General features: G+C 35.2%; 23 protein-coding genes. 9 read left to right on the forward strand and 14 right to left on the reverse strand.

All coding sequences use genetic code 11. The features are described 5' to 3' along the window. From B2Z27_RS05820 to B2Z27_RS05845, 6 genes are all read right to left on the reverse strand, one after another. Positions 1–456, reverse strand: a 456-nt coding sequence (locus B2Z27_RS05820) for a ClpX C4-type zinc finger protein (RefSeq protein WP_286812909.1), incomplete at its 3' end; no start/stop codon positions are given. 87 nt (positions 457–543) lie between these two features. Further along, positions 544–1,224 (reverse strand): ATP-dependent Clp endopeptidase proteolytic subunit ClpP, encoded by a 681-nt coding sequence (gene clpP / locus B2Z27_RS05825; RefSeq protein WP_058103896.1) that lies wholly within the window; start codon positions 1,222–1,224, stop codon positions 544–546. Between the two features lie 87 nt (positions 1,225–1,311). Next, positions 1,312–2,634, reverse strand: a complete 1,323-nt coding sequence (gene tig, locus B2Z27_RS05830) for a trigger factor (protein WP_210708737.1) — start codon at positions 2,632–2,634, stop codon at positions 1,312–1,314. 100 nt (positions 2,635–2,734) lie between these two features. Beyond that, complete coding sequence (locus tag B2Z27_RS05835; RefSeq protein WP_074672087.1) at positions 2,735–3,082, reverse strand: phage holin family protein; 348 nt, start codon at positions 3,080–3,082, stop codon at positions 2,735–2,737. A gap of 27 nt (positions 3,083–3,109) precedes the next feature. Further along, positions 3,110–3,886, reverse strand: a complete 777-nt coding sequence (locus B2Z27_RS05840; RefSeq protein WP_286812910.1) for an alpha/beta fold hydrolase — start codon at positions 3,884–3,886, stop codon at positions 3,110–3,112. Next, positions 3,883–4,596, reverse strand: coding sequence for a pyridoxine 5'-phosphate synthase (locus B2Z27_RS05845; RefSeq protein WP_099189713.1), 714 nt, complete (start codon positions 4,594–4,596; stop codon positions 3,883–3,885). Before B2Z27_RS05845 ends, B2Z27_RS05840 begins: the two co-directional genes overlap by 4 nt. Positions 4,597–4,688: 92 nt before the next feature. On the opposite strand from B2Z27_RS05845, the gene B2Z27_RS05850 reads away from it, so the two are divergent. The 7 genes from B2Z27_RS05850 (at position 4,689) to B2Z27_RS05880 (ending at position 11,892) form a co-directional block, all read left to right on the forward strand. Next, positions 4,689–5,345: a CBS domain-containing protein gene (locus B2Z27_RS05850; protein ID WP_058103891.1), complete on the forward strand. Its 657-nt coding sequence runs from the start codon at positions 4,689–4,691 to the stop codon at positions 5,343–5,345. Between the two features lies 1 nt (position 5,346). Beyond that, positions 5,347–6,228 carry an NAD kinase gene (locus tag B2Z27_RS05855; protein ID WP_058104320.1) on the forward strand — a complete coding sequence of 294 codons (882 nt, stop codon included), beginning with the start codon at positions 5,347–5,349 and terminating at the stop codon, positions 6,226–6,228. Positions 6,229–6,340: 112 nt separating this feature from the next. Next, a complete protein-coding gene (locus B2Z27_RS05860) occupies positions 6,341–7,027 on the forward strand; it encodes a DUF6089 family protein (protein ID WP_058103890.1) in 687 nt (228 codons plus the stop codon). An 8-nt stretch (positions 7,028–7,035) separates the two neighbouring features. Beyond that, positions 7,036–7,776: an isoprenyl transferase gene (locus tag B2Z27_RS05865; protein ID WP_058103889.1), complete on the forward strand. Its 741-nt coding sequence runs from the start codon at positions 7,036–7,038 to the stop codon at positions 7,774–7,776. 4 nt (positions 7,777–7,780) lie between these two features. Beyond that, entirely contained in the window at positions 7,781–10,375 is a 2,595-nt protein-coding gene (locus B2Z27_RS05870; RefSeq protein WP_286813102.1) for a BamA/OMP85 family outer membrane protein, read from the forward strand. Between the two features lie 103 nt (positions 10,376–10,478). Then, entirely contained in the window at positions 10,479–11,330 is an 852-nt protein-coding gene (locus B2Z27_RS05875) for an OmpH family outer membrane protein (RefSeq protein ID WP_286812911.1), read from the forward strand. 52 nt (positions 11,331–11,382) lie between these two features. Further along, on the forward strand, positions 11,383–11,892 hold the full coding sequence (locus tag B2Z27_RS05880; protein ID WP_071341305.1) for an OmpH family outer membrane protein: 510 nt from the start codon (positions 11,383–11,385) through the stop codon (positions 11,890–11,892). Positions 11,893–11,943: 51 nt separating this feature from the next. Here the strand turns inward: B2Z27_RS05880 and B2Z27_RS05885 are convergent, their stop codons facing one another. The 4 genes from B2Z27_RS05885 to gcvP all read right to left on the reverse strand — a co-directional run bounded on the left by B2Z27_RS05885 (position 11,944) and on the right by gcvP (position 17,410). After that, on the reverse strand, positions 11,944–12,798 hold the full coding sequence (locus B2Z27_RS05885) for a glycosyltransferase family 2 protein (protein WP_286812912.1): 855 nt from the start codon (positions 12,796–12,798) through the stop codon (positions 11,944–11,946). Positions 12,799–12,812: 14 nt separating this feature from the next. After that, complete coding sequence (locus B2Z27_RS05890) at positions 12,813–13,334, reverse strand: methyltransferase (RefSeq protein WP_286812913.1); 522 nt, start codon at positions 13,332–13,334, stop codon at positions 12,813–12,815. Between the two features lie 2 nt (positions 13,335–13,336). Continuing rightward, positions 13,337–14,395, reverse strand: coding sequence for a 3-oxoacyl-ACP synthase III family protein (locus tag B2Z27_RS05895; protein ID WP_286812914.1), 1,059 nt, complete (start codon positions 14,393–14,395; stop codon positions 13,337–13,339). A 162-nt stretch (positions 14,396–14,557) separates the two neighbouring features. Then, a complete protein-coding gene (gcvP, locus tag B2Z27_RS05900) occupies positions 14,558–17,410 on the reverse strand; it encodes an aminomethyl-transferring glycine dehydrogenase (RefSeq protein WP_286812915.1) in 2,853 nt (950 codons plus the stop codon). Between the two features lie 129 nt (positions 17,411–17,539). On the opposite strand from gcvP, the gene B2Z27_RS05905 reads away from it, so the two are divergent. Continuing rightward, a complete protein-coding gene (locus tag B2Z27_RS05905; protein ID WP_286812916.1) occupies positions 17,540–18,367 on the forward strand; it encodes a hypothetical protein in 828 nt (275 codons plus the stop codon). On the opposite strand, the gene B2Z27_RS05910 is transcribed toward B2Z27_RS05905, so the two are convergent. Together B2Z27_RS05910 and B2Z27_RS05915 are read right to left on the reverse strand one after the other, a co-directional pair. Beyond that, the gene (locus B2Z27_RS05910; protein ID WP_339631395.1) at positions 18,360–18,590 is read right to left on the reverse strand and encodes a hypothetical protein; all 231 of its coding nucleotides are present in this window, start codon (positions 18,588–18,590) and stop codon (positions 18,360–18,362) included. The genes B2Z27_RS05905 and B2Z27_RS05910 overlap by 8 nt on opposite strands. 2 nt (positions 18,591–18,592) lie before the next feature. Beyond that, positions 18,593–19,147 carry a sigma-70 family RNA polymerase sigma factor gene (locus tag B2Z27_RS05915; RefSeq protein ID WP_286812917.1) on the reverse strand — a complete coding sequence of 185 codons (555 nt, stop codon included), beginning with the start codon at positions 19,145–19,147 and terminating at the stop codon, positions 18,593–18,595. 69 nt (positions 19,148–19,216) lie between these two features. Here B2Z27_RS05915 and B2Z27_RS05920 point away from each other — a divergent pair, with 69 nt between their 5' ends. Then, positions 19,217–19,570 (forward strand): rhodanese-like domain-containing protein, encoded by a 354-nt coding sequence (locus B2Z27_RS05920; protein ID WP_286812918.1) that lies wholly within the window; start codon positions 19,217–19,219, stop codon positions 19,568–19,570. 33 nt (positions 19,571–19,603) lie between these two features. Here B2Z27_RS05920 and B2Z27_RS05925 read toward each other — a convergent pair whose 3' ends face one another. Then, positions 19,604–20,002, reverse strand: coding sequence for a response regulator (locus B2Z27_RS05925; protein WP_058103878.1), 399 nt, complete (start codon positions 20,000–20,002; stop codon positions 19,604–19,606). Between the two features lie 7 nt (positions 20,003–20,009). Beyond that, a complete protein-coding gene (locus B2Z27_RS05930) occupies positions 20,010–23,798 on the reverse strand; it encodes a PAS domain-containing protein (protein WP_286812919.1) in 3,789 nt (1,262 codons plus the stop codon). Positions 23,799–23,991 lie beyond the last annotated feature (193 nt).

Here is a 23,991-nt window from a genome sequence, read left to right on the forward strand (position 1 = left end):
TTCACCAACATAACCAGCTTCGGTTAATACGGTAGCATCAACTATAGCTAACGGTACATTAAGTAATTTGGCAATAGTCTTTGCCATTAAGGTCTTACCTGTACCGGTCTGACCAACCATAACAATATTACTTTTTTGTATCTCTACATCATCTTCTTTTGAGGAAGGTTGTAATAATCTTTTGTAATGATTGTATACTGCAACAGACATTACCTTTTTGGTACGTTCTTGACCAATTATAAAAGTGTCAAGAAACTCTTTGATCTCTTGTGGTTTTTTTAAAACAAGTTCAGAAGAAAGATCGTTGGTCTTCGTTTGTTTTGATTCTTCTGCTACAATACCATGTGCTTGCTCAATACAACGGTCGCAAATATGTGCGTCAAGACCAGCAATCAACAAGTTTGTCTCTGGTTTTTTTCTGCCGCAAAATGAACACTCTAAATTTTCCTTTGCCATTATCTATCTTCTCAATTCTATACCTAAACGATTTAAAATCGTTTTTGGTTTAAAAATCATCTATTTATTTGAATAAGTTAGTCGAAATTATTTCTTCTCCCTTACCAAAATTTCATCTATCATACCGTATTTAAGAGCTTCATCTGCCTTCATCCAGTAATCACGATCACTATCTTCACGTACTTTTTCGATATCTGTACCAGAGTGTTCGGCAATGATCTGGTAAAGCTCATCTTTTAATTTTAAGATTTCTCTAGCCGTAATTTCAATATCACTGGCTTGACCTTGTGCACCACCTAAAGGTTGGTGGATCATAACACGTGAATGCTGTAAACCACTACGTTTTCCTTTTTCTCCTGCACATAATAATACGGCACCCATTGATGCTGCCATACCTGTACATATTGTTGCTACATCTGGAGAGATAAACTGCATGGTATCATAAATACCTAAACCTGCATAAACACTGCCTCCAGGTGAGTTAATGTAAATTTGAATATCCTTCTTGGCATCTACACTGGCCAAAAACAATAATTGTGCTTGTATAATGTTGGCAACCTGATCATTGATACCGGTCCCCATAAAAATGATGCGGTCCATCATTAAACGCGAATAAACGTCCATTGCTACAATATTCATAGAACGTTCTTCAATAATGTTCGGCGTCATGTTAGTTGGGTACATGCTGCTCATTATAGAATCGTAATATGTGCTACTGATTCCTTGGTCGTTTATAGCGAAATTCTTGAATTCTTTTCCGTAATCCATAAATTGTATGTCTATATTTTTGAGTAAAAAAAGGTGCCGAAAATTATATTTCCGGCACCGTAAAGATACTTAATTTATTGTTTGGAATTATCCGTAAACTTCTTTCACGAAATTTTCATAGGTAACCTCCTTAGTCTTAAGGTTTGCCTTTTCTTTGTAGAGATTCAATAATTTTTGACTCATCAATTGTTCAGACAGTCTTTTTACTTCATCTTGGTTACCTAAAACACGAGCAGCTATAGAATCTAACTCCTCTTCTTTTGGATCTAATTGACCAAATTGTGCCATTTGAGAACGAATAAATCCTTTAGAGAATTCTTTCAATTCATCAAACTGAACTTGCAACTCATTATCGCGAATTATTTTACCTTCAATTAGTTGGTAACGCAATCCTTTTTCTGATTTTGCATACTCTTCAGCTGCTTGCTCTTCAGATAATGGTTCTTCACCGGTCATTTGAATCCACTTGGTCAAGAAACCTGTAGGTAGTTCAAATTTGGTGTTTTCTATAAAGTATTCAGTAACATCGTTCAATAACTTTTGATCTGCCTGTTGCTCAAATTGCTTTTCTGAATCTTCCTTAATACGCTCTTTTAATTCCTTTTCAGATTTTACGCTATCAGGACCAAAAAGCTTATCGAAAAGCTCTTGGTTCAATTCTGCAGCTTCTCTTTCATTAATTTCCGATATAGTAAAGGTAACTTCGGTATCCAATGCTTCGGCTTTTTGCTTGTCAATACCTAAAGCGCTAGATAGCATATGATCTTCTTTAAATAGACCTTTGGTTTTTAGTGTAACAACATCGCCTACTTTTTTACCTTTTAAAGCATCTAAAGCTTTTTTGCTTTTCAATTTGTCCGTTTCGATCATTGTTTTGCTATCGATCTCTTCAGCTTCATTGAAAAAAGTACCACTTACTTCATCGTTTTTGCTAACCTCATCTTTACTGACTAGTTTACCGTATTGTTTTTGGATACGCTCAACTTGCTCGTTGACCATTTTATCGTCAGCTACAATTTTGTATTGGGTTATTGCTTTTTTGGTCTTCAAGGAAACCTCAAAATCAGGTGCAAGCCCTAATTCAAACTCAAACGCCAATTCATCTTGGTCCCAGTCAAAATTGTCTTGTTGTTTTGGTAATGGGTTACCAAGAACATCTAATTTTTCTTCTGTAAGATATTTGTTAAGATTATCTTGTAATAATTTGTTGACCTCATCTACCAATACAGCTTTACCATATTGCTTCTTTATAAGCCCCATAGGAACTTGGCCTTTTCTAAAACCAGGAATATTAGCTTGCTTCTTATAATCCTTTAAAATGGTGTCTACCTTATCTTGGTAATCTTCTTTTGTGATAGCAACTTTAACTACTGCATTTAAATCGTCTATCTGCTCTTTCGTAATATTCATTCCTTAATATCTATTTGCATGTGTAAAATGGGATGCAAAAATACTACATTTTGCAAAGTCAACCAATTTTTTAAAGTATTGAATTTCAAATCACAAGCAACTATGACTTGTCTTCTTTTAACAACGAAAAAAAGATTGATTGTAAAAATGATAGCAAGAGGCTAAAAATCAATGCCCACCAAATGTTTCCGACAGCAAAACCGTCAATGAGGTTGTCTGCCAAAAGAATGATCAAAGCATTTATGATCAGTAAAAAAAGACCAAAAGTTATTACCGTTACCGGTAATGTTAGGATTACCAATATAGGTTTTACCAGTAAATTCAGTATACTGAGTACAACGGCAACTATGACCGCGGTCATAAAACTATCTACTGATACATTAGGTAATACATTTGCTAAGATGATAACAGCAATTGCACTTAAAAGGATTCTCAAAATTAGTTTCATAGGAGTATATTTTATAGGGTTAAAAGTTTAGCCTTGGTCAAAGAAGTTCATTGATTTTTCAAAGAACTGTTCTGGGTTTTCCGCATGTAGCCAATGCCCAGCATTATCGATACTTTCAACAGTAGCTTTTGGAAAGTGTCTTTGTATGGTTTCAAAATCATTTTTAGTGACATATTCAGACTTGTCTCCTCTTAGAAATAAAGTGGGTCCGTCAAAGCTATCCGTACTGTTGATATTGTCCCCAATATCTTCCATTTTTTCACTTAAAACCTCTAGATTAAATTTAAAACGTAGTTTTTTATTTTCATCCCTTTCAAGATTTTTTAATAAAAACTGACGAATACCGGGTTTTGCTAAATGCTTTTTTAATTGCTCATCGGCATCTTTTCTGGATTTTAAATTAGTAGTATCAATGGCATTTAGGCCGTTAATGATATCTTGATGATGTGGCGGATAGTATTTTGGTGCTATATCGGCAATTAATAATTGGCTAATACGCTCAGGATAGGTGCAGGCAAATTGCATGGCGGTCTTACCACCCATTGAATGTCCAATTAAGGCAGTGGTTTCAATTGTATGCGCATCTAAATAATTTAAAAAATCGTTGGCTAAAATGTCATAGTTGAAATCTGGTGAATGAAAGCTTTTGCCGTGATTTCTTTGGTCTATTAGGTGTACGCAGAACCCATTTTCTGCATATTGTGCTCCTAATGTTTTCCAATTATCTAGCATGCCCAGGAAACCGTGTAAAATACATAGGGGTTTGCCTTCGCCTAAAATTACCGAATGTAATATCTGTTTCATTTTAATCTTTGTAAATACATGTTTACTACATTGTCCAGCCCTAAATAAAGTGCTTCACTAATTAGCGCATGGCCAATGGATACCTCTAGTAAGTTAGGAATATTTTTTGCAAAATATTCAATATTGTCCAAGCTTAGGTCATGACCTGCATTGATGCCCAAACCTAGTTCATTTGCTTTTTTTGCAGCTTCTACAAAAGGTAGTATGGCCTTCTCTTTATTTTTTTCATAATCAACGGCATAGCTTTCCGTGTAAAGTTCTATTCGGTCGGTACCAACAACTTTTGCTCCTTCTATCATCTTTGGGTCCGGATCTACGAAAATAGATGTTCTGATTCCGGCAGATTTGAACGTTTTTATAACATCGGTTAAAAATTCTTTATGTTTTATGGTATCCCAACCTGCATTAGAGGTGATTGCATCAACGGAGTCCGGTACTAACGTCACTTGTTCTGGCTTTACTTCTAGTACCAAATCAATAAATTTTGATATTGGGTTGCCTTCTATGTTGAATTCTGTTTGTACCGTTTTTTTTAGATCTCTGGCATCTTGATATCTAATATGCCGTTCATCTGGTCTTGGGTGTATGGTTATACCTTGGGCGCCAAAACTTTCTATGTCTGTAGCTACCTTGAGTAAATTTGGAACATTACCGCCACGGGCATTTCTAAGAGTTGCAATTTTGTTAACGTTAACGCTAAGTTTTGTCATTGTGTCTTATTTACCTTTTAAGAGCATCAAAAATACAAATAAGGCACGCCTTTTGATATTATTAATTGTTATTTTGCGTTATAAATAGGCTTATGCATATTCAAGAACATATCATTACGAACTTACCGGTATTCGATATCAAGGATACTTCTGAAAAAATATTGGAGTTTTTTCAAGACACTACCTATTCCCATATTGCTATATTGGAAGATGGAAGGTTTTTAGGTTTATTTTCCGAGATTGATGCGGACGGTTTATTGCCGGACTCAAAAATAGAAGACTTTAGGTATGAGCTTCAAAGTTTTTTTGCCCGTAGGGAAACCAATTGGCTTGATGTTCTTGAGGTTTTTGCCCGTAACGAGGCTAATTTACTGCCTATTTTGAATGAAAAAGAAGAGGTGGTAGGTTACTATTGCCTTACCGATATTGTTGCCGAGTTTATTGATACCCCTTTCTTTACAGATCCAGGTAGTATTTTGGTAGTGGCTACAGGTATTAAGGATTATTCCTTTAGTGAAATTGCACAAATTGTAGAGAGTAATAATGCCAAACTCATTGGTGGGTTTATTACCGATACCCAAAATGATATCGTACAGGTGACCTTAAAGATTACTGCCAATAACTATAATAAGGTAGTACAGACATTTAGGCGTTATAATTACCATATTTTATTTGGTAATAGTGATGATGAGTTTCTTGAGGATTTGAAAAAACGATCAGATTACTTGGATAAATATCTTAATGTATAATATGAAAGTAGCGGTATACGGTCAAACCTATCAAGATAATGCTATTGAATATCTCATTGAATTGTTAGATGAGTTGAACAAAGTATCTGCAGAAGTTTCCATAGAGAAAGATTTTTACGAACTATATAAGTTGCATGATGAATCTGAAACATTTCCAATATTTACTATGGAAAAAGGTTTGGATGCCACTTTTGATATGTTCGTGAGTTTTGGTGGTGACGGTACCATATTAAGAGCTACAACATTTGTTAAAGACTTAGGTATACCTATAGTAGGTGTAAATACAGGTAGATTGGGATTTTTGTCAACGTTTAAGAAAGAAGATGTTCGTAAAGTAGTGCAAGAATTTAAGCAAGGGGCGTATACTGTGGTAGAACGTAGTTTGGTACAACTGAATACCAAGGAGTTGGATGTTGAGTTCGGGGATTTGAATTTTGCTTTGAACGAAATTACGGTCAGCAGAAAAGACACTACCTCTATGATTACGGTGGAGACCTATTTAAATAATGAATACCTTACCTCTTATTGGGCAGACGGTTTAATAATTTCTACACCAACAGGTTCAACAGGTTATTCATTAAGTTGCGGTGGTCCTGTCATTGTGCCTACTGCTAAATCATTGGTGTTAACGCCAATTGCTCCCCATAACTTAAATGCTAGACCGTTGGTAATATCAGATGATACGGTAATTCGGTTAAAGGTTTCGGGTAGGGAAGATAACCACTTGGTGTCCTTAGACTCTAGAATAGCTTCTTTGGAGAATGGTGAAGAGATAACCATTAGCAAAGCTCCTTTTACAATTAAAATGATAGAATACACTTCAGAAAGTTTTTTAAAGACCTTAAGAAATAAGCTGCTTTGGGGTGAAGATAGACGAAATTGAACCTCCTTTAGAACAATAAATACTTTCAATTGCTGTTTATCCTTTGAGAACATAAAAATTATGGTACCCATTTTTTAGAGCCCTATAGTGCCAATAATTAAAAACCCATTTTATGCGTTATATAACGTTATTGATTCTTTTACTTTCATTTTCGGGTTTGCGATCGCAGACATATGAAGTAGGTATTTTTGCAGGTGGAGCCAATACTATAAGTGATGTAGGTAGAACAAATTATATTTTACCTTCAGATATTGCTTTTGGCGGATTGTTCAAATGGAATATCAGTAAAAGATATGCTTGGAGGGGAAGCTTAACGTACGGCAAATTCACTGCAGATGACAATAAATCTAGTTCTACGGCCAGGCAGCAAAGAGGTTATGTCATAGATAATTCTATTTTAGAAGGTTCGGTTGGGCTAGAGTTTAATTTTGTTGAATATAATTTGCACAAACTGGGTCCGGCATTTACACCTTATTTATATACCGGTCTTACTTACTTTAGATATGATTACCAGTATTTTAATGGTGGTGTTCTTCAAGAAATAAATCAGAAAGAAGGTAGTTTTGCGGTGCCAATGACCGTTGGTTTTAAGTATCGTATCAATCAGTTTCTTATTTTTGGAGGCGAAATAGGGGCTAGGTATACCTTTACCGATAATTTAGATGGTAGTAATCCAGAAGGTTCTAACTTTGAAGAATTCCAATTCGGAAACATTTTTAGTGATGACTGGTATGTTTTTTCTGGATTAACCTTGACCTATACTTTTGGCAGAAAGCCTTGTATGGATTGTTTTGAGTAAATATAAAGATGAGCGATAGTAACGAAATTGACAAGCTGAATGTTCCAAAGCACCTTGCTATTATTATGGACGGTAATGGTAGATGGGCAAAAGAACGTGGTAAACTAAGGGTGTTTGGTCATGAACATGGGGTAAAGACCGTTAGGATAGTTGTAGAACAATGCGCTCAATTAAAAATAGATTTTCTTACACTTTATACATTTTCAACAGAAAATTGGAACAGACCAAAGATAGAAGTGCAAACACTTATGCGCCTTTTGGTCTCATCTTTAAAGAAAGAACTTAAAACTTTTAACAAAAATAACATACGTTTAAATACTATTGGCAACATAGATGCATTGCCTGCAAAAGCTTATAAGGAGTTGGTAGATGTAATGGAGCAAACTAAGCAAAATACAGGGATGACATTGACCCTTGCCTTAAGTTACGGGGCTCGCGAAGAGCTACAGTCTATGGTCAAAGAGATCAGTACCAAAGTTAAAAATAATATAATTTCAGTTGAAAACATTGACCAAGACATTATAAATAGCCATCTTTACACGCATGATTTGCCTGACGTAGACTTACTTATCCGTACTAGTGGAGAACATCGGATCAGTAATTTTTTATTATGGCAAATAGCTTATGCGGAGTTATATTTTATTGATGTATATTGGCCTGATTTTAGAGAGCATCACTTAGTGGAGGCCATCAAAAACTACCAGAACAGAGAACGAAGATTTGGAAAAACTAGCGAACAACTCACTTAAAGATATGACTAGGTTCATATCCTTGAACCAATTTTTAACCACCCTTTTATTTTTAACCACCTTTATTGCCGCTGCACAGGATCAATCTTATGAAGATGGCAAAAGTTATATTTTAGGAGGGTTAGATGTAACTGGTCTTCAAAGTTATAACGAGCAAACGGTTAAAACCTATACAGGTTTAAGAGTAGGGCAGCCTATAACGTTGCCAGGAGAACAAATTAGTGAAGTCATTAAAAAACTTTGGGGTCTAGAACTTTTTAGTGAAATTGACATTTTCATTACCAATATAGAGGAGAATACTGTTTTCTTAGAGTTGAATATTATTGAAAGACCTACCTTGACCAATGTTAAGTTTTATGGTGTTAAAAAAGGTAAGGTAGAAAGTCTTATTAAGGATACAGATCTAAAAAAAGGAAAGAAAATTACTGAAAGTTTTATTTCCAATTCAAAAAACTATATTACTAATAAGTATAAGAAGCAAGGTTATTTAAATGCTGAGGTTACTATAGCCACTTCTAAGGATACAACGGATACCAATACCCAGAATATGGTGGTAAACGTTAATAAAGGTGATAAAGTAAAGATTCGTAGTATTAGTTTTGAGGGTAATGAGCAATTATCCGATAAAAAATTACGTAAAGCGTTAAAGAATACAAAGCAGAAAAAATTAGGTCGTTTTTGGAAAAAATCGAAATATATTGAAGAAGATTATGAAGAGGATCTTGGTCTTTTGATTGATAAATTTGCTGAAAATGGTTATCGTGATGCTAGGGTAATTTCTGATTCTATTATTAAAGTCGATGAAAATAATATCGATTTAAAGATTAAAGTGGAAGAAGGCGATAAATACTACTTTGGTAATATTGATTTTGTGGGTAATACCGTTTATACCGATCGTCAATTGAATCAAGTGTTGGGTATTAGAAAGGGAGATACCTATAATGGTGTGTTATTGCGTGAGAGAATTGCGGATAATTCTAAACCAGACCCTAATGATGTCACTAGTTTGTATCAAAATAATGGTTATTTGTTCTCGACCATTAATCCTGTAGAAATTTCTGCCGCTAATGATACTATTGATTTTGAAATTAGGATTATAGAAGGTAAAGAAACGTTTTTAAACCATGTAACCGTTTCTGGTAATGATAAGACAAATGACCATGTCATCTATCGTGAACTGCGTACAAGACCAGGTCAAAAGTATAATAAGGCAGATATTATCAGAAGTATTCGTGAGTTAGGTCAGTTGGGCTTTTTCGATGCTGAACAAATTACTCCAGATGTATTGAACGCCAATCCTAATGAGGGTACTGTAGATTTAGCTTGGAGTCTGGTAGAATCTGGGTCAAGTCAAATAGAACTACAAGGTGGTTATGGTGGCGGTGGCTTCATTGGTACTTTAGGATTATCTTTTAGTAATTTCTCTATTCAGAATTTATTCAAAGGAGAAAAATATAAGCCGGTACCTATGGGTGATGGTCAAACATTTGCGCTACGTTTACAGGCCAGTCAAACGTATAGAGTCTATAGCTTAAACTTTGCTGAGCCATGGTTGGGTGGTAAAAAACCGGTACGTTTTAACCTTAGTATGTCTAGAACACAGCAATTTGCTGCTCAATATGATAGCAGTGGAGATATAGATGTTCAGAAAGATCAACAATTTTCCATTACGGGTATTACGGCCGGTTTGGCAAAACGTGTACAATGGCCAGATGATTTCTTTACTATTTCACATTCCTTAAGTTACCAGTTATATGATTTTAGAAACTATAATATTGGTCTATTTAACTTTGGTGATGGTAAGGCAAATTCATTAGCGTATACTTTTGGTATCTCTAGAAGCTCACAAGGACCAAGTAGAATATTTCCTATGTCCGGATCAACATTTGAAATGTCCGCCAAATTTACACCACCATGGTCTTTGTTCAGTAACAAGGATTATAGATCATTACAAGATCGATCTAATGAAATAGAAAGTATTCCTGCTGCAAGTAGAACTAGTACGGAACAGGCAGAACTTGAGAGTCTTGATCAGGAGAGATTTAGGTGGTTAGAGTACTACAAAGTTAAATTTAAAGGAGATTGGTATACTACTTTGGTAGATAAATTGGTGTTGCGCAGTAATGCTGAATTTGGTTTCCTTGGTAATTATAACAGTGCTGTAGGAGATGTGCCTTTTGAACGTTTTTATGTAGGTGGTGATGGTTTAGGTAACTTTACATTAGATGGTAGAGATGTAGTACAATTAAGAGGTTATGACAATCAATCTATAACCCCTTATTCTGAAGGGGCAACTTCACCCGATGGTGCTTTGATCTATAATAAATTCTCTTTAGAGCTTAGATATCCTTTGACTCTGAAGCCGTCTGCATCCATTTACGGACTAGCATTTTTAGAAGGTGGTAATGCCTTCAACAATTTTCAAGAGTTTAATCCGTTTGAATTAAAACGATCGGCCGGTGTGGGGCTGCGCATCTTTATGCCAGCATTTGGTTTACTTGGTATTGACTTTGGTTACGGATTCGACGAAGACTACGTGCCAGGTTCTGTAGGACCAAGCGGATGGCAAACGCACTTCATCATTGGTCAACAGTTTTAATTTTCATTGAATTATTATCATTGTGCTTTTTGCTAATCCTTTAATTTTAAAAGATTTAGTAATTTTGGCACGATATTTTCTATAGGATTAAACGAGATTAACAATGAGTACAAAAAGAAAAGTTCTATTAGTTGTATCGGTCATTTGTATGACAATACAGGGTTTTGCCCAACGTGGTGTAAGAATGGCTTATGTGGATATGGAGTACATCTTGCAAAATGTAGAGGAGTACAGAGAGGCAACAGAACAGTTAGAGACTAAAGTGCAACGTTGGAAAGTTGAAGTAGAGCAGAAGCAGAGTATTGTTGAGCAGATGAAAAAGGATTTAATGGCGGAGAAAGTGCTATTAACACCTGAGCTTATAGAAGAACGGGAAGAAGAAATACAGATTTTGGAACGTGAAATGATCGAGTATCAACAAGATCGTTTTGGACCTCAAGGGGACTTGGTGTTGCAAAAAAGAAGGTTGATTCAGCCTATACAAGATCAAGTGTTCAATGAAGTTCAGAAAATTGGAGCTAATAAAAAGTATGATTTTATTTTTGATAAATCTGCGGATGTTGTAATGTTGTATTCCGAAAAAAGGCATGATATTAGTGATTTAGTGCTTAGGGGTATTGCTAGAACAAGAAAAATTAGCAAACCTGCTAAAAAGTCAAATGATCGTAGTAGATTAGATGATTTTGAGGGCGAAGAAGAGGAAGAAATTAGTGAAGTTTTGCAAGATCGTTTAGATAAAGCGGCACAAGCTGCTGAAACTAGGGAGAAAAGTGCAGCAGATGCCAAAGCGGAACAATTGAAATTACGTGAAGAGCGTAAAAAAGCCTACGAGGAAAGAAGAAAAAAGTTATTGGAGGAGCGCGAGGCTAAAAGACAAGAAAAGTTAAAGGAAAGAAACGATAATAAAGAAGAAGAAAATAGCGATACCGAAAAAGATGATAACGGTACTATTTAAATAGGTTTAACGACCGCACATTAACACTCAAAATTGAATTAAAATTACACTCATGAAACAAGTAAAACAAATTGTGGTAGCCTTATTGTTGTTCGTAGCAACGACAAGTTTTGTAAATGCCCAAAGTAAAGTAGCTCACATAGATGTTACTCAATTATTGTCTGCAATGCCAGAGATGAAAGCTGCAGAAGCAGAGCTTAAGAAATTACAAGAAACTTATAATGCCGATATTCAAGCTTCAATGACAGAATTGCGTAACAAGTTTACTCAATATCAAAATGAAGCAGCTTCTAAGTCAAAGGAAGAGAATGATAAGAGAGCAGTAGAGTTACAAGGCTATGAAAAGAATATTGGTGAGGCGCAACAAGCTGCTCAGCAAGAATTCCAAAAGAAGCAAGCAGAATTGTTTGCTCCAATTTCAGAAAAAGCGAAAGCTGCTATTGAAAAAGTTGCCGCAGCACAGGGGTTCGACTACGTAATTGATGCACAAGCAGGTGGTGGTTTGATCGTTGCAAAAGGTAAAGATCTTTTACCAGATGTTAAGAAACAATTAGGTTTCTAAATAGAAACCATGATAATAAAGAAAAAGCCATCAAATTTAGATGGCTTTTTTTTATACTCCTATTTTTCTTTTAATATTTGTCCAGCGTAGCTTTCTGAAAAACTTACCTTCTTCTTCTGTGACCAAATAAATATTGTTGTTTTTACTGGCATTTATGTAGCCGACCATATTATTCCAGAATGATTTAATGGAATTGTTCTTCAAGGCCATTTTCAAAGAGGCAATAATTGTAATTGTAAATCCATAACGCATACTGTACATTGCTTTTCCCTGTAACCTTTTAGCTTTGGCGTTATAGGCTTTTCCTGTGGGTCTTAAGTGCTTTACCTTAAGTTCATCGTCGGTGTGCAATGAAAAGCCGTTATATCGCGCTAATAGTTCGTCTACGGTATCCCAGCCCATGGCATTTTTTAAGCCTCCTATTGACTTAAAACAATCTTTGGAATATGCTTTTATGGCACCTCTAATGTGGTCTTTGTCCATAGGATGGTTTAAAACCCATTCTCCGTTATTTTTTTGCTCATAAATGAATCCGCCACAAATCCCTAAATTTTTCTTTAGTTTGAAATGATTACTGATGGTTTCAAAATAATTGGAGGGCAAAATTAGATCGGCATCTAGTTTTACTATAAAGTTGTAATTTTCATCAAGCTGTTCCAAACCTTTGTTGAAAGCATTTACCACCTTACTTCCTGGCATATGCTGAGCTGATGATATTGAATTTATTTTTTTGAAAACACTACTTTTAAGGGTGTATTCATTTATGATATTTTCAGTATTATCAGTAGAATTGTCATTGACAAGAATTACTTTCTTGGGTGCTAATGTTTGCTCCAGAACGGAGTCTAAGGTTTTCTGTAAAAAATCCTCTTCATTATGTATGGGTATCACCACGTAGTAATCCATAGTTTTTTTGTGCCTTATTTTCGCGTAGCGTACACAATATAATACCTTGGCGTAAATAGCCTTAAAAATGGTCTGAAACCAAGTTTCTTTACAGGATTGGTCCACTTCATAGAATCTTGAATTTCCCAACCTGCTTTTTCTAGAAGCCAATCAAATTGCCAATCTTCAAATTCGTGGTAATGTCTGTCCCATTTATCGGTTTTGCTTCTGTATGCTGGTGAAAACCATAATTTCAATGGTATACTAGTCACTAATTTTTTGGAAGTTGTATTGTTCAATAAATGTAACGGGGCCAAAAGATGCTCAAAAATTTCAAAAGCTGTTAGAACATCTGCATTGGTTTTGGTTACGGCATCAAAATTGAAATCTAGATCTTCGCCTTTGGTATTAGTAACTTGGTAGCCATCTTGGCGCATTATCTCAGTAAACGGATTTTCTACCCCTAAATCCAGAATAGATTCAGAGGGGTCAATATGTTTTCGTAAAAACTGAAGAGTATGTTTATAGCGTTTGTTCGGAAAGCTGTTTTCGTACATGTTTAAATTCTGTATACCATTGCATTGACGTTCATTCCGGCGCCAACACTAGCAAAGATAACAACATCTCCCTTTTTAATTTCCTGATTTTCTAATTTACCTGCTTTAACTATATCAAATAGTGTTGGTATGGTTGCCACTGAGCTATTGCCAAGCTTGGATATACTCATTGGCATAATACCTTCCGGCATTTCTTTATCATATATTTTGTAGAAGCGTTTTACTATGGCTTCATCCATCTTTTCGTTGGCTTGGTGAATAAAAATCTTTTTTACTTCGTCAATTCTTATACCGCTACTATCTAAGCATGAAGCCATTGCTGATGGTACGTTGGTAACGGCAAATTCATAAATTTTTCTACCGAACATTTTAATATAGTATGCCTTTTTTTCATCTTCTTTATTATAGGAGTCGCCAAAGAAAAGGAAATTGGCTTCATCATTGGCATAGGTGGCAGATTCGTGGGCGATAATTTCACCTCCGTCATCTGATCTTTCAACTATGGTGGCTCCTGCACCATCTGCATAGATCATGGAGTCCCGATCATAGTCGTCAACTATTCTTGATAATGTTTCGGCACCTATTACCATACATTTATTGGCTATACCACTTTTTATAAAGGCGTTAGCTTGAATCATACCTTCTAACCAACCTGGGCAACCAAAAATCAGATCATAGGCCACACATTTTGGATTGTTGATCTTTAATTTATGTTTCACCCTTGTGGCCAAGCTAGGTAAAGTGTCACCTTGTATATAGCCATCTTTTAGGTCTCCGAAATTATGCGCAACAATAATATAGTCTAGGGTTTCTTTGTCTAGCTGTGCATTATTTATGGCTTTTTCTGCTGCAAAAAATGCAAGGTCCGATGCGTTATACTCTTTTGGGGCATATCTTCTTTCTTCAATACCGGTAATGGCTTTAAATTTTTTAATAATGACCTCGTTATCTTGCTTAAACGCTGTACCGTCTAAGTTTAAAAAATGGTGGTCATTAAAATCTTTATTGGAAACTTTGAGTTCGGGAATATAGCTACCCGTACCCGTAATTGATATGCTCATCTGTAATTATTGAATTGTAATTGAAATATAATGAAATGACGTAAAAATTATATGCATGCATAATAAATTTTACGATGGTCAGTTCATTATTTTTTAAAATGATGCAACTAAAAAAGCCTTTTCAAAATCTAGAAAAGGCATTAAAATATGGTGATTAGAGAGTTATTCCGTTTCCATATATGCTTCAATAGGAGCGCATGTACATATTAAATTACGGTCTCCATATGCATCATCAACTCTTCTAACAGATGGCCAAAATTTATTCTCGGCTACATAAGGTAATGGAAAAGATGCCTTTTGTCTTGAATATGGAAAATTCCATTCATCTGTTGTTGTCATTTCTAATGTATGCGGTGCATTCTTAAGCACGTTATTGGGCTCATCAGCACTAGATTCATCTATTTCTGCACGAATGGATGCCATGGCATCGCAAAATCTATCTAACTCCGCTAGGTTTTCACTTTCGGTAGGCTCTATCATAACCGTACCAGCTACAGGAAAAGAAACTGTTGGAGCATGAAAACCATAATCCATAAGTCGCTTGGCAATATCCGTAACTTCTATTCCGTTTTTCTTGAAAGGTCTACAGTCCAAAATCATTTCGTGGGCTGCGCGTCCTTTTTCGCCTGTGTATAGAACATCAAACTTACCTTCAAGTTTATGTTTGATATAATTGGCGTTCAAAATGGCGATTTTTGTGGATTGGGTTAAGCCTTGTTCCCCTAGCATCTTAATATATCCATAAGATATTAGGCATACCAAAGAACTACCCCATGGCGCAGCAGAAATAGCTGTTATAGCATCTTTTCCTCCGGTCTCTATAACAGGGTTGCTAGGTAAAAACGGAACCAACTGGGGTGCAACACAAATAGGACCTACGCCAGGACCGCCACCACCGTGAGGTATGGCAAACGTTTTGTGCAGGTTTAAGTGGCAAACATCTGCACCTATAGTTGCAGGATTGGTCAACCCAACTTGGGCGTTCATATTTGCACCATCCATATAGACTTGACCACCATGGTCATGTATTATTTTTGTAATCTGCTTTATGGACGACTCAAAAACCCCATGAGTAGAAGGATAAGTAACCATTAATGCGGCTAATTTATCTGAATGTAATTTTGCTTTTTCTTCTAAATCGGCAACATCTATATTGCCTTTTTCATCGGTCTTTGTAACTATGACCTTCATGCCTGCCATAACTGCCGATGCCGGATTGGTACCATGGGCAGATGAAGGTATAAGGCAAATATTTCTTTCAGCTTCTCCTCTAGATTCGTGGTATGCTCTAATGACCATTAATCCTGCATATTCACCTTGTGCGCCGGAATTTGGTTGTAAAGAAGTATCTGCAAATCCTGTTATTGTAGATAGGTCTTTGGCAAGTTCACGTAAAATGGTTTGGTACCCTTCTGCCTGGTCTACTGGTACAAATGGATGGATATTGCCCCAGTTAGATGAACTTAACGGTAGCATTTCACTAGCCGCATTTAACTTCATGGTACAACTACCCAAAGAAATCATACTATGATTTAAGGCCAAGTCTTTGCGCTCCAATTTTTTAATGTAGCGCATTAATTCTGTTTCTGAGTGATAGGAATTAAAAACCTTGTTCTCCATAAATGAACTGCTACGTTCAATATTTTCAGGTATTGATGTGGAACTTAATAGTTCTGTGATTTCAGATGACTTTTTACCTACAGCTTCGGCAAAAATTGAAATAATTTGGTTAAGATCTTTTAGTGAAGTAGCTTCATTTACGGCAATTGAAATGGTGTCGTTATCCACATAGTAGAAATTAACTTCATTGGCTTCTGCGATGGGGCGAACTTTTTGTGAATCTGCCTTAACCGTGATAGTATCAAAATAAGCAGTATTTACTTGATACAAGCCTAAATTTTCAAGAGCATCTGTTAAAGTAACTGCGGTAGCATGAATTTTAGATGCAATATATCTTAATCCTTTTGGACCATGGTACACGCCATACATACCTGCCATAACCGCCAATAATACTTGAGCGGTGCATATATTTGATGTGGCTTTATCTCTTTTTATGTGTTGTTCCCTAGTTTGCAAAGCCATTCTTAGCGCAGGTTTGCCATCGGTATCTTTGGTGACACCGATTATTCTACCGGGAATATTTCTTTTAAATTCTTCTTTCGTGGCAAAGAATGCTGCGTGAGGTCCGCCATAACCTAAAGGAATACCAAAGCGTTGGGTGGTACCTACTACAACATCTACCCCAAATTCACCTGGAGGTGTTAATAGAACTAAGCTCATAATATCGGCAGCCACAGCTACCTTAATGTCATTCTCCTTTGCTTTGGATACAAATGAGGAATAATCATAGACTTGACCATATTTCCCTGGGTATTGTAACAATGCACCGTAAAAATCCGAACTAAAATCAAACTCATCATGCTTGCCAATTACTAATTCGATACCTAGTGGAATTGAACGCGTTTTTAGTAGGGACAACGTTTGTGGTAATATTTCTTCCGAAACAAAGAACTTTACTACTGCGCTTTTTTTCTGCTCTCTACTTCTAACGTCAAAAAGCATAGTCATAGCTTCTGCAGCAGCGGTGCTTTCATCCAGCAAAGAGGCATTTGCCAGTTCCATACCCGTTAAGTCGGAAACAATGGTCTGGAAATTTAAAAGCGCTTCTAGTCTGCCTTGTGCAATTTCTGCTTGGTACGGAGTATAGGCTGTATACCAACCTGGGTTTTCAAGAATGTTTCTTTTGATGACAGACGGTATTAAACTTTCATGGTAACCTAAACCAATGTATGTTCTAAATACCTTATTTTTCTTGGACAAAGCCTCACTATGCGCAAGAAACTTATGTTCGCTCATTGGTGGGTCAAGCTTTAAGGGCTCCTTTAAACGAATATGATCAGGTATGGTCTCAAAAATAAGCTGTTCCAAATTTTCAACACCTACAGTATTGAACATACTGTTTAAGTCTTCTTCCCTTATGCCGATATGGCGTAGAGCAAACACGTCAGTCTTCATAGATACGATTGTTATATAAAGTGCAAAATTACCACTTTTATGTGTTTAATTTGTGCTTGGTTGGGCGCCTAATGGTGAAAGTTTTTAACCAAAACCTAGGGTTATAAACACTTTAACTATTTTTGTTCAATGACCATAATCAAAAAGATTTTTGATTTTTACTTAGATGCTAGTATTCACGTGTCTTTAGGGGTGTTTAGTTTAGTTCATGTTACTGCATTGACCTTAAACATAAACGTACCGCCAGAGCTTTATTTTTTTATCTTTTTTGGGTCAATAGCGTGCTATAATTTTGTAAAATTTGGGGTAGAGGCAGAAAAGTATTTTCTAGTTACCAATACCTATCAAAAAAACATTCAATTTTTTAGCCTTGGGTGCTTGCTTGTTGCTGGCTATCAATTGTTATTTCTTTCTGAAAGGGTTTTTGTAGGATTATTGGTATTAGCTGCAATTACGGGTCTTTATGCGCTTCCGGTCTTGCCCAGGCATAAAAACTTTAGAAGCTTAAGCGGACTGAAGATTTTAATTGTCGCTGCCGTTTGGGCAGGTACAACCGTAATACTGCCAGCTATTTCAGTACTTGATACTATTTCGTGGAATATAAAGGTAGAAACGGTTCAGCGATTTCTGTTTGTGCTAATACTTCTGATTCCTTTTGAAATAAGAGATTTAAAATATGATAGCTTGCTATTAAAGACCTTACCACAGAGGGTAGGCGTTAAAGGAGCAAAAATTATAGGTTATGTATGGATTGCACTCTTTTACGGCGCTTCATTTTTAAAAAAGGACTTGGACATAAACCGAATGTTGGCAATGACTATAGTATGTTCAATACTAATTCTTGTAATTTATAAGACAAAAAAGGAGCAAAGTAAATATTTCTCTTCTTTTTGGGTAGAGGCAATACCTTTATTCTGGTGGCTGTTATTTGTTTTTGTAGAGAGGTTGGTTATTTAGCTTTGTTGAAGGTTTCTTTCATTTTTTTCTTGTCTTCATCAGACAAAACAGCTATCCTTGCTTGATTACAAAGCGATGTTAATTTAGTATTGTTTTTACTGTGTTTTGCACAGGTTTTACATATAAGTAAATGAAACTTCAACTTTATTTTTTCCCAAAAAGTCGCTTCTTTATATTGGGCTTTATTGCAAATATTTGCAGCCTTTTCACACGAAATCATCATAATTAAAACCAATTTTGATTTAAACAACCCATTAAGCTAGTTCTAGCTCTATGTATCATTACCCAAAGGTTAGACGCATTAATTCCTAAAGCATTACAAATATCTTCAGTTTCCATACCTTGAATAGTTTTCATGATAAAAACCTCGGCTTGTTTTTTAGGTAATTTGGAAATGCAATTTTGAATAGCAAGACCAAGTTCTTCATTTTCAAGTAGGTCATTTTCAAAATTACTATTGGGATCGGCTATGCGCTCTTCGATCCAATCTCCTTCGGCATCGGTTTGTGAGCTGTAGCTCATACGTACCTCGGCCTTTCCTTTTTTTGAGTTTGCTTTTCGGTAATGGTCAATGACTTTACGCTTTAATATGGCGATCAGCCATGTGCGTTCAGCAGCATCGCCTTTAAAGTTTTTAGCAGATTTTAATCCGGCAATAAAAGTATCTTGAACAAGATCTTTTGCAATTTCAGCATCGCTTACCCTAGTTACGGCGTAATTAAAAAGGTAATCTGCATAGAGATCTACCCACTTGTCTGGATTGAGGTTTTGTATTTCCATTTTTTCTGCATTTCAAAAGTAAAATAATTTTAGGTATAATGTTTACTTTTGGTAACAAACACTTTAATCATGAGAAATATACTATTATTTGTTCTAATTATCAGTAGTCAGTGTGTTTTAGCACAAATAGAGTCGCAACCAATATCGAAGTTTAACGGATTTGATAGCGCTAAGGAAATACTGTTAGATGTTAGAACGCCACAAGAATATAAAGAAGGTAGTATACATGGTGCAATCAATATTAACTGGCTTTCTAATGATTTTGACGAAAAAGTGACAAAACTTGATAAGACTAAAAAAGTTTATGTCTTCTGCAAAAAGGGAGGTAGAAGTTTAAAATCTCAAGCAAGATTGGTAGAATTGGGATTTAATAATGTTGTAGACCTACAGGGTGGATATGATGCTTATTCCAGTAAGGACTGAGTCTTTTTATAGTGTCAGCATAATTATTGAGATTTAAAGTTCAGCAAGAATTCTGGTCAATTGGTTATCTCTAATTGGTTTAACTATATAATCTGTTACCTGGTTGATCTTCTTAGTCTTGTCAAAGTCAACAAGGTCTACGGATGATGATAATATATATACCGTTATTTTTTTGGCTAGGTTGGGAATTAGACTTTCGTATTGCTGCATGAACCCGTAGCCATCCATTACGGGCATATTTATATCTAAAAATATGACGTCTGGTAACTCTTGGTCATTATTGATGTTGGCTTTTAAAAATGTCATTGCCTCTGCACCATCTGTGAAAGGAATAATATGGTTAACAGATTTATGTACTTGCAAGGTGTGTAAAATGGTGTATTGAAAAACATCATCATCATCTATAATACATACATTTATATTATTTTTCATTTTGTTTTTAATTTAGTGTTATAATAAAAGTTGAACCTATATTAACGTCACTTTCTGCGGTTATTGATCCTCCCATAGCCAATACTTGTGCTTTAGTTATAAATAGTCCTATTCCTTTTGATTCTGGGTGCTTATGAAAAACCTGGTTAAGTCCAAATAACTTATTGCCATGATTTTTCAAATCTATACCTAAGCCATTATCTTTAAACTCTAATACAGTTCTATTATTATCTTTTTTTGAAGTGATGAAAATCTGCGGAACTCTATCAGGTGATCTGTACTTTATGGCATTGCTTATTAAATTTAAGAATATACTTTCTAAATAAATAGGGTTGTAATCTACGTTTTTAGCTTTAGAGAAATCATAAGTTATTTTAGCCTTAGTTTCTATTAAAGTTGCTGCTAGTGTTTGTTTTGTTTTGAGCAATACTTGTTCAAATTCTAATTTAGGCATGATTTCAACACCATTCTTTTTTATGGTAATGGTTTCTACTAGAGCGTTTAAGGTTTCGGTAAGGCGTTCTATTACAATTTCAAATTTTTCAAATATTTCGATTTTTTTACCTTCACTTTGCGTTTTGTTATAAAGCTTCAGTAAAGCATTTAGATTGCTTACCGGAGCACGCAGGTTGTGTGATGTTATTTGGTTGAATTCTGCTAACTGTTTGTTTTGGGCAGTAAGTTTTATAGTAGATTCTTCCAAATTTTTATTGGTTTCCAGAATCTTTTGCTGGGCTAAAATTTCTTCGGTAATATCTCTACTTGATCCAATAATTTTTGTGGCGTTGCCTTCCTTGTCGGTAATGACTTTGCCGACAATTTCGCTGAACCGTATTTCACCGTCCTCATGTAGGATGCGCTGTGTGAATTTTTCAAATTTTTTGGTAGCAATGGCATTTTGCTTTTTGTGCATTACTAACTCTCGATCTGCTGGATGTGTATGGGATAAGAGCAAATCAAAATTCATGGTAATGCCCATTTCAAAACCAAAAATTCTATACATATTATTGGACCATATAAAAGAGCCATTGCCGACGTTTAATTGCCAATATCCGATCATTGCCAGCTCTTCTGCAAAATTTAACATATGGTTTTTTTCCAATATGTCTTTTTCAATTTTTAGCTTTTCGGTGATGTCCTGGGCTGTGCCTACCATTTCAACGACTTTTCCTAAATGATTTTTTTTAGTTTCGGCTCGTGATTCAATGGAGCGAATTGTACCATCGTCTAAAATGATACGAAATGATAATAATTTAATTTTCTCGTTACCATTGATGGATTCTGTAATTAACGTTTTAACCTGGGCTATATCGTCTGGGTGTATCTGTGAGTAAAACTTTTCCATGTTAATGGTAGCGTCTAATTCTAAACGATAAATTTTATACAGATTGTCTGACCATTTTAAAATATCCCGATCTAAGTCCCAATGCCAAGATCCCATGTTGGAAATTTCTTCAGCATAGGATAGAAGTTGATTCTTTTCTTTAATCTCTTTACGGGCTTTAACCTTGTCGGTTACATCTTGTGTAGATCCAATTAATTCTAAAATATTTCCATGTTTATCTTCTATGACTTCAGCGATTAATTCTAAAGATCGAATTGAGTTAGCACCTTTTATTATACGAAAGGTTAATATTTTCTCACTTTTGCGTGTTTCTAGAATTTTGGCAATGTGATTATTAACTTTATCCACATCATTAGGGTGTACTCTAGATAAAAATAATTCAATTGTAATTGGAGTGTGTAAATCTATACCGTAGATCTGGTAAAGATTGTCTGACCAAGTTGAGACCCCAGTGCCTGGATTCCATTTCCAGGATCCCATCATTGCCATTTCTTCGGATACAGAAAGTAAACGGTTTTTTTCCTTTAATTCTTTTTCGGTTCTTATAAGGCTAGTTATATCTTGGCATGTTCCTGACATTTCAAGAACTTCCCCATTTTGGTTTCTAACTATTTTACCAATGGATTTTATCGTTTTTATTGAACCATCATTTAATTGAATTTTATAAGTGGAATTTGGAAAATCACCGGCAATTATGGCATTTGAAAGTTTTGTGGATATAGCTGCACGGTCATCTTTATGTATATAACTTATATAGGTTTCAAAATTTAGAGGTTTGTTTTTATCGTGACCATATATAGCATGTAAATTATCTGACCAATACACTTCATTAGAGGCGGTATTCCAATGCCAATAACCGATTTTGGCCATTTTTTCGGCACTGTTCAGCTGATGGTTTTTTTGAGCAAGTACCAATTCTTTGGTTTGGTTTTCTGTAATGTCTAAGCAGGCGCCTAAAAGCTCTTGTAAACCATCTTGTGCATTATAAGTGGCTTTACCTAAGATTTGAACGGTCTTAATGATGTTATTGTCCGTAATAATTCTATGGGTATAATCGTGGAACTTATGTTCGCTAATAGATTGGTCTATTTTTGTTTTTATAATGTCTTTGTCCGCTGGATGAATTTTATCAAAATAAGTATCAAAAGTTATCTTTTTCTCTTTTGGAATATCAAATATGGTGTATAAGTTGTCTGACCAAAACACATCATCTGTTTCCGGTTTGTATTTCCAATAACCCATGGTTGTCAAATTCTCGGCAAAATCTAACAGCTGATTTTTTTCCTTTAATTCTTTTTCAACATCCAATCTCTTGGTTATATCTTGTGTGGTTCCTATTAACTCTACAACCTCGCCTTTATCATTAGTTAAGGCATCTGAGACTACCCTAACTGTTTTAATTGTATTATTTTTTAAAATAATACGATGTGTAAAAGTGTGAGATTTCTTTTCCTTGATTGTTTCTTCAAGTTTTTCTTTAATAAGTCCTATGTCTTCTGGATGAATGAATTTTTTTAATTTTTCAAAATTCATTTTTTCACCTATACCCAGGTTGAAAATAGTATACAGATTGTCTGACCATTTAAATTCTCCATTTGCTATTGTAAATTGCCATGAACCTGCTTTATTAATGCTTTCAGAAAGCTCTAATTGTTGTTTTTTTTCAGATAATTCTTGTTCTTTAGCTACCTGCTCTGTAATATCTTGACAGGTGCCCATTAAGGAAACAACATCGCCTTTTTCATTAATTATGACTTTCCCTGAAGAGTTAAGGGTTTTTATGATGCCATCTGCTAATTGAATACGGTATATAGATTCTGGAAATATTTTATTCTTTAATGCACTTTCAAACTTGGCGGAAATTTTTTTTCTGTCTTCTTTGTGAACATAATTCAAGTAGACATCATATGATATTGGAGTATCTCTTTTGTGGTCAAAAATAGTATAGAAATTATCGGACCAAATTAATTCATCTGTGATAATGTTCCATTTCCACGATCCTGAATTTGCTAGAATTTCCGCGGTATTTAATTGCTCTGTATATTGAACCGTTTCAATATTTGAATTTTCAAATTGAGAAACCTCTACCGTAGTTCCGTGAAGATTAGTGCAACGCCCAGCTTTGAAAATAGGTTGAACAGTAGTGCGCAAATTGCGCTTTTGGCCTTGTTTTGTTAGAATTTCATAAGATATTTCAAATGGTATGCCTTCATTAATAGCTTCTTTATGCAAATTGAAAAGGAGTTCTTTTTGAAATACGTTAGTGCAATTGCCATATAATCCCTCTATTGATGGAGAAAAGCTAAGAGGGACTTGGTGAATTTCTTTTAAATCATCGTTCCAATAAACGGAATTGGATGTTAAGTCTAACTGAAATATACCAATTTGAGCAACTTTTTTGGTTGCTGAAAATAGTTTGTTCTTTTCTAAAAGAGTGTTCTCTTTCTCCATTTCAAAAAGTGTTTAATAATGGCCGACTAAGACGTGTGGTATAAACAGTGGTTGTAAATTCTGGTATTGATACTTACAATATAATGCTTAAATATTTGAAAAAGAGTATGTTTTTATAATTATTAGGCCTTTTTAGAAGGCTGTAGGCCTTAATGCACATATATTTTACGGTACATGTTTTCAAGCCTACTAC

Source organism: Maribacter sp. UBA3344 (genome assembly GCF_002362375.1).
In the GTDB taxonomy this organism is placed as follows: Bacteria; Bacteroidota; Bacteroidia; order Flavobacteriales; family Flavobacteriaceae; genus Maribacter; species Maribacter dokdonensis.

Coding starts and splice junctions, on each gene's coding strand:
- gcvP (WP_286812915.1), bottom strand. CDS start 17,410: ATGAAGACTGACGTGTTTGCTCTACGCCATATCGGCATAAGGGAAGAA.
- B2Z27_RS05840 (WP_286812910.1), bottom strand. CDS start 3,886: ATGAAACAGATATTACATTCGGTAATTTTAGGCGAAGGCAAACCCCTA.
- B2Z27_RS05930 (WP_286812919.1), bottom strand. CDS start 23,798: ATGGAGAAAGAGAACACTCTTTTAGAAAAGAACAAACTATTTTCAGCA.
- B2Z27_RS05905 (WP_286812916.1), top strand. CDS start 17,540: ATGACCATAATCAAAAAGATTTTTGATTTTTACTTAGATGCTAGTATT.
- B2Z27_RS05880 (WP_071341305.1), top strand. CDS start 11,383: ATGAAACAAGTAAAACAAATTGTGGTAGCCTTATTGTTGTTCGTAGCA.
- B2Z27_RS05845 (WP_099189713.1), bottom strand. CDS start 4,596: ATGACAAAACTTAGCGTTAACGTTAACAAAATTGCAACTCTTAGAAAT.
- B2Z27_RS05875 (WP_286812911.1), top strand. CDS start 10,479: ATGAGTACAAAAAGAAAAGTTCTATTAGTTGTATCGGTCATTTGTATG.
- B2Z27_RS05885 (WP_286812912.1), bottom strand. CDS start 12,798: ATGGATTACTACGTGGTGATACCCATACATAATGAAGAGGATTTTTTA.
- B2Z27_RS05870 (WP_286813102.1), top strand. CDS start 7,781: ATGACTAGGTTCATATCCTTGAACCAATTTTTAACCACCCTTTTATTT.
- B2Z27_RS05895 (WP_286812914.1), bottom strand. CDS start 14,395: ATGAGCATATCAATTACGGGTACGGGTAGCTATATTCCCGAACTCAAA.
- B2Z27_RS05915 (WP_286812917.1), bottom strand. CDS start 19,147: ATGGAAATACAAAACCTCAATCCAGACAAGTGGGTAGATCTCTATGCA.
- B2Z27_RS05850 (WP_058103891.1), top strand. CDS start 4,689: ATGCATATTCAAGAACATATCATTACGAACTTACCGGTATTCGATATC.
- clpP (WP_058103896.1), bottom strand. CDS start 1,224: ATGGATTACGGAAAAGAATTCAAGAATTTCGCTATAAACGACCAAGGA.
- B2Z27_RS05860 (WP_058103890.1), top strand. CDS start 6,341: ATGCGTTATATAACGTTATTGATTCTTTTACTTTCATTTTCGGGTTTG.
- B2Z27_RS05890 (WP_286812913.1), bottom strand. CDS start 13,334: ATGTACGAAAACAGCTTTCCGAACAAACGCTATAAACATACTCTTCAG.
- B2Z27_RS05910 (WP_339631395.1), bottom strand. CDS start 18,590: ATGATGATTTCGTGTGAAAAGGCTGCAAATATTTGCAATAAAGCCCAA.
- B2Z27_RS05865 (WP_058103889.1), top strand. CDS start 7,036: ATGAGCGATAGTAACGAAATTGACAAGCTGAATGTTCCAAAGCACCTT.
- tig (WP_210708737.1), bottom strand. CDS start 2,634: ATGAATATTACGAAAGAGCAGATAGACGATTTAAATGCAGTAGTTAAA.
- B2Z27_RS05835 (WP_074672087.1), bottom strand. CDS start 3,082: ATGAAACTAATTTTGAGAATCCTTTTAAGTGCAATTGCTGTTATCATC.
- B2Z27_RS05855 (WP_058104320.1), top strand. CDS start 5,347: ATGAAAGTAGCGGTATACGGTCAAACCTATCAAGATAATGCTATTGAA.
- B2Z27_RS05925 (WP_058103878.1), bottom strand. CDS start 20,002: ATGAAAAATAATATAAATGTATGTATTATAGATGATGATGATGTTTTT.
- B2Z27_RS05920 (WP_286812918.1), top strand. CDS start 19,217: ATGAGAAATATACTATTATTTGTTCTAATTATCAGTAGTCAGTGTGTT.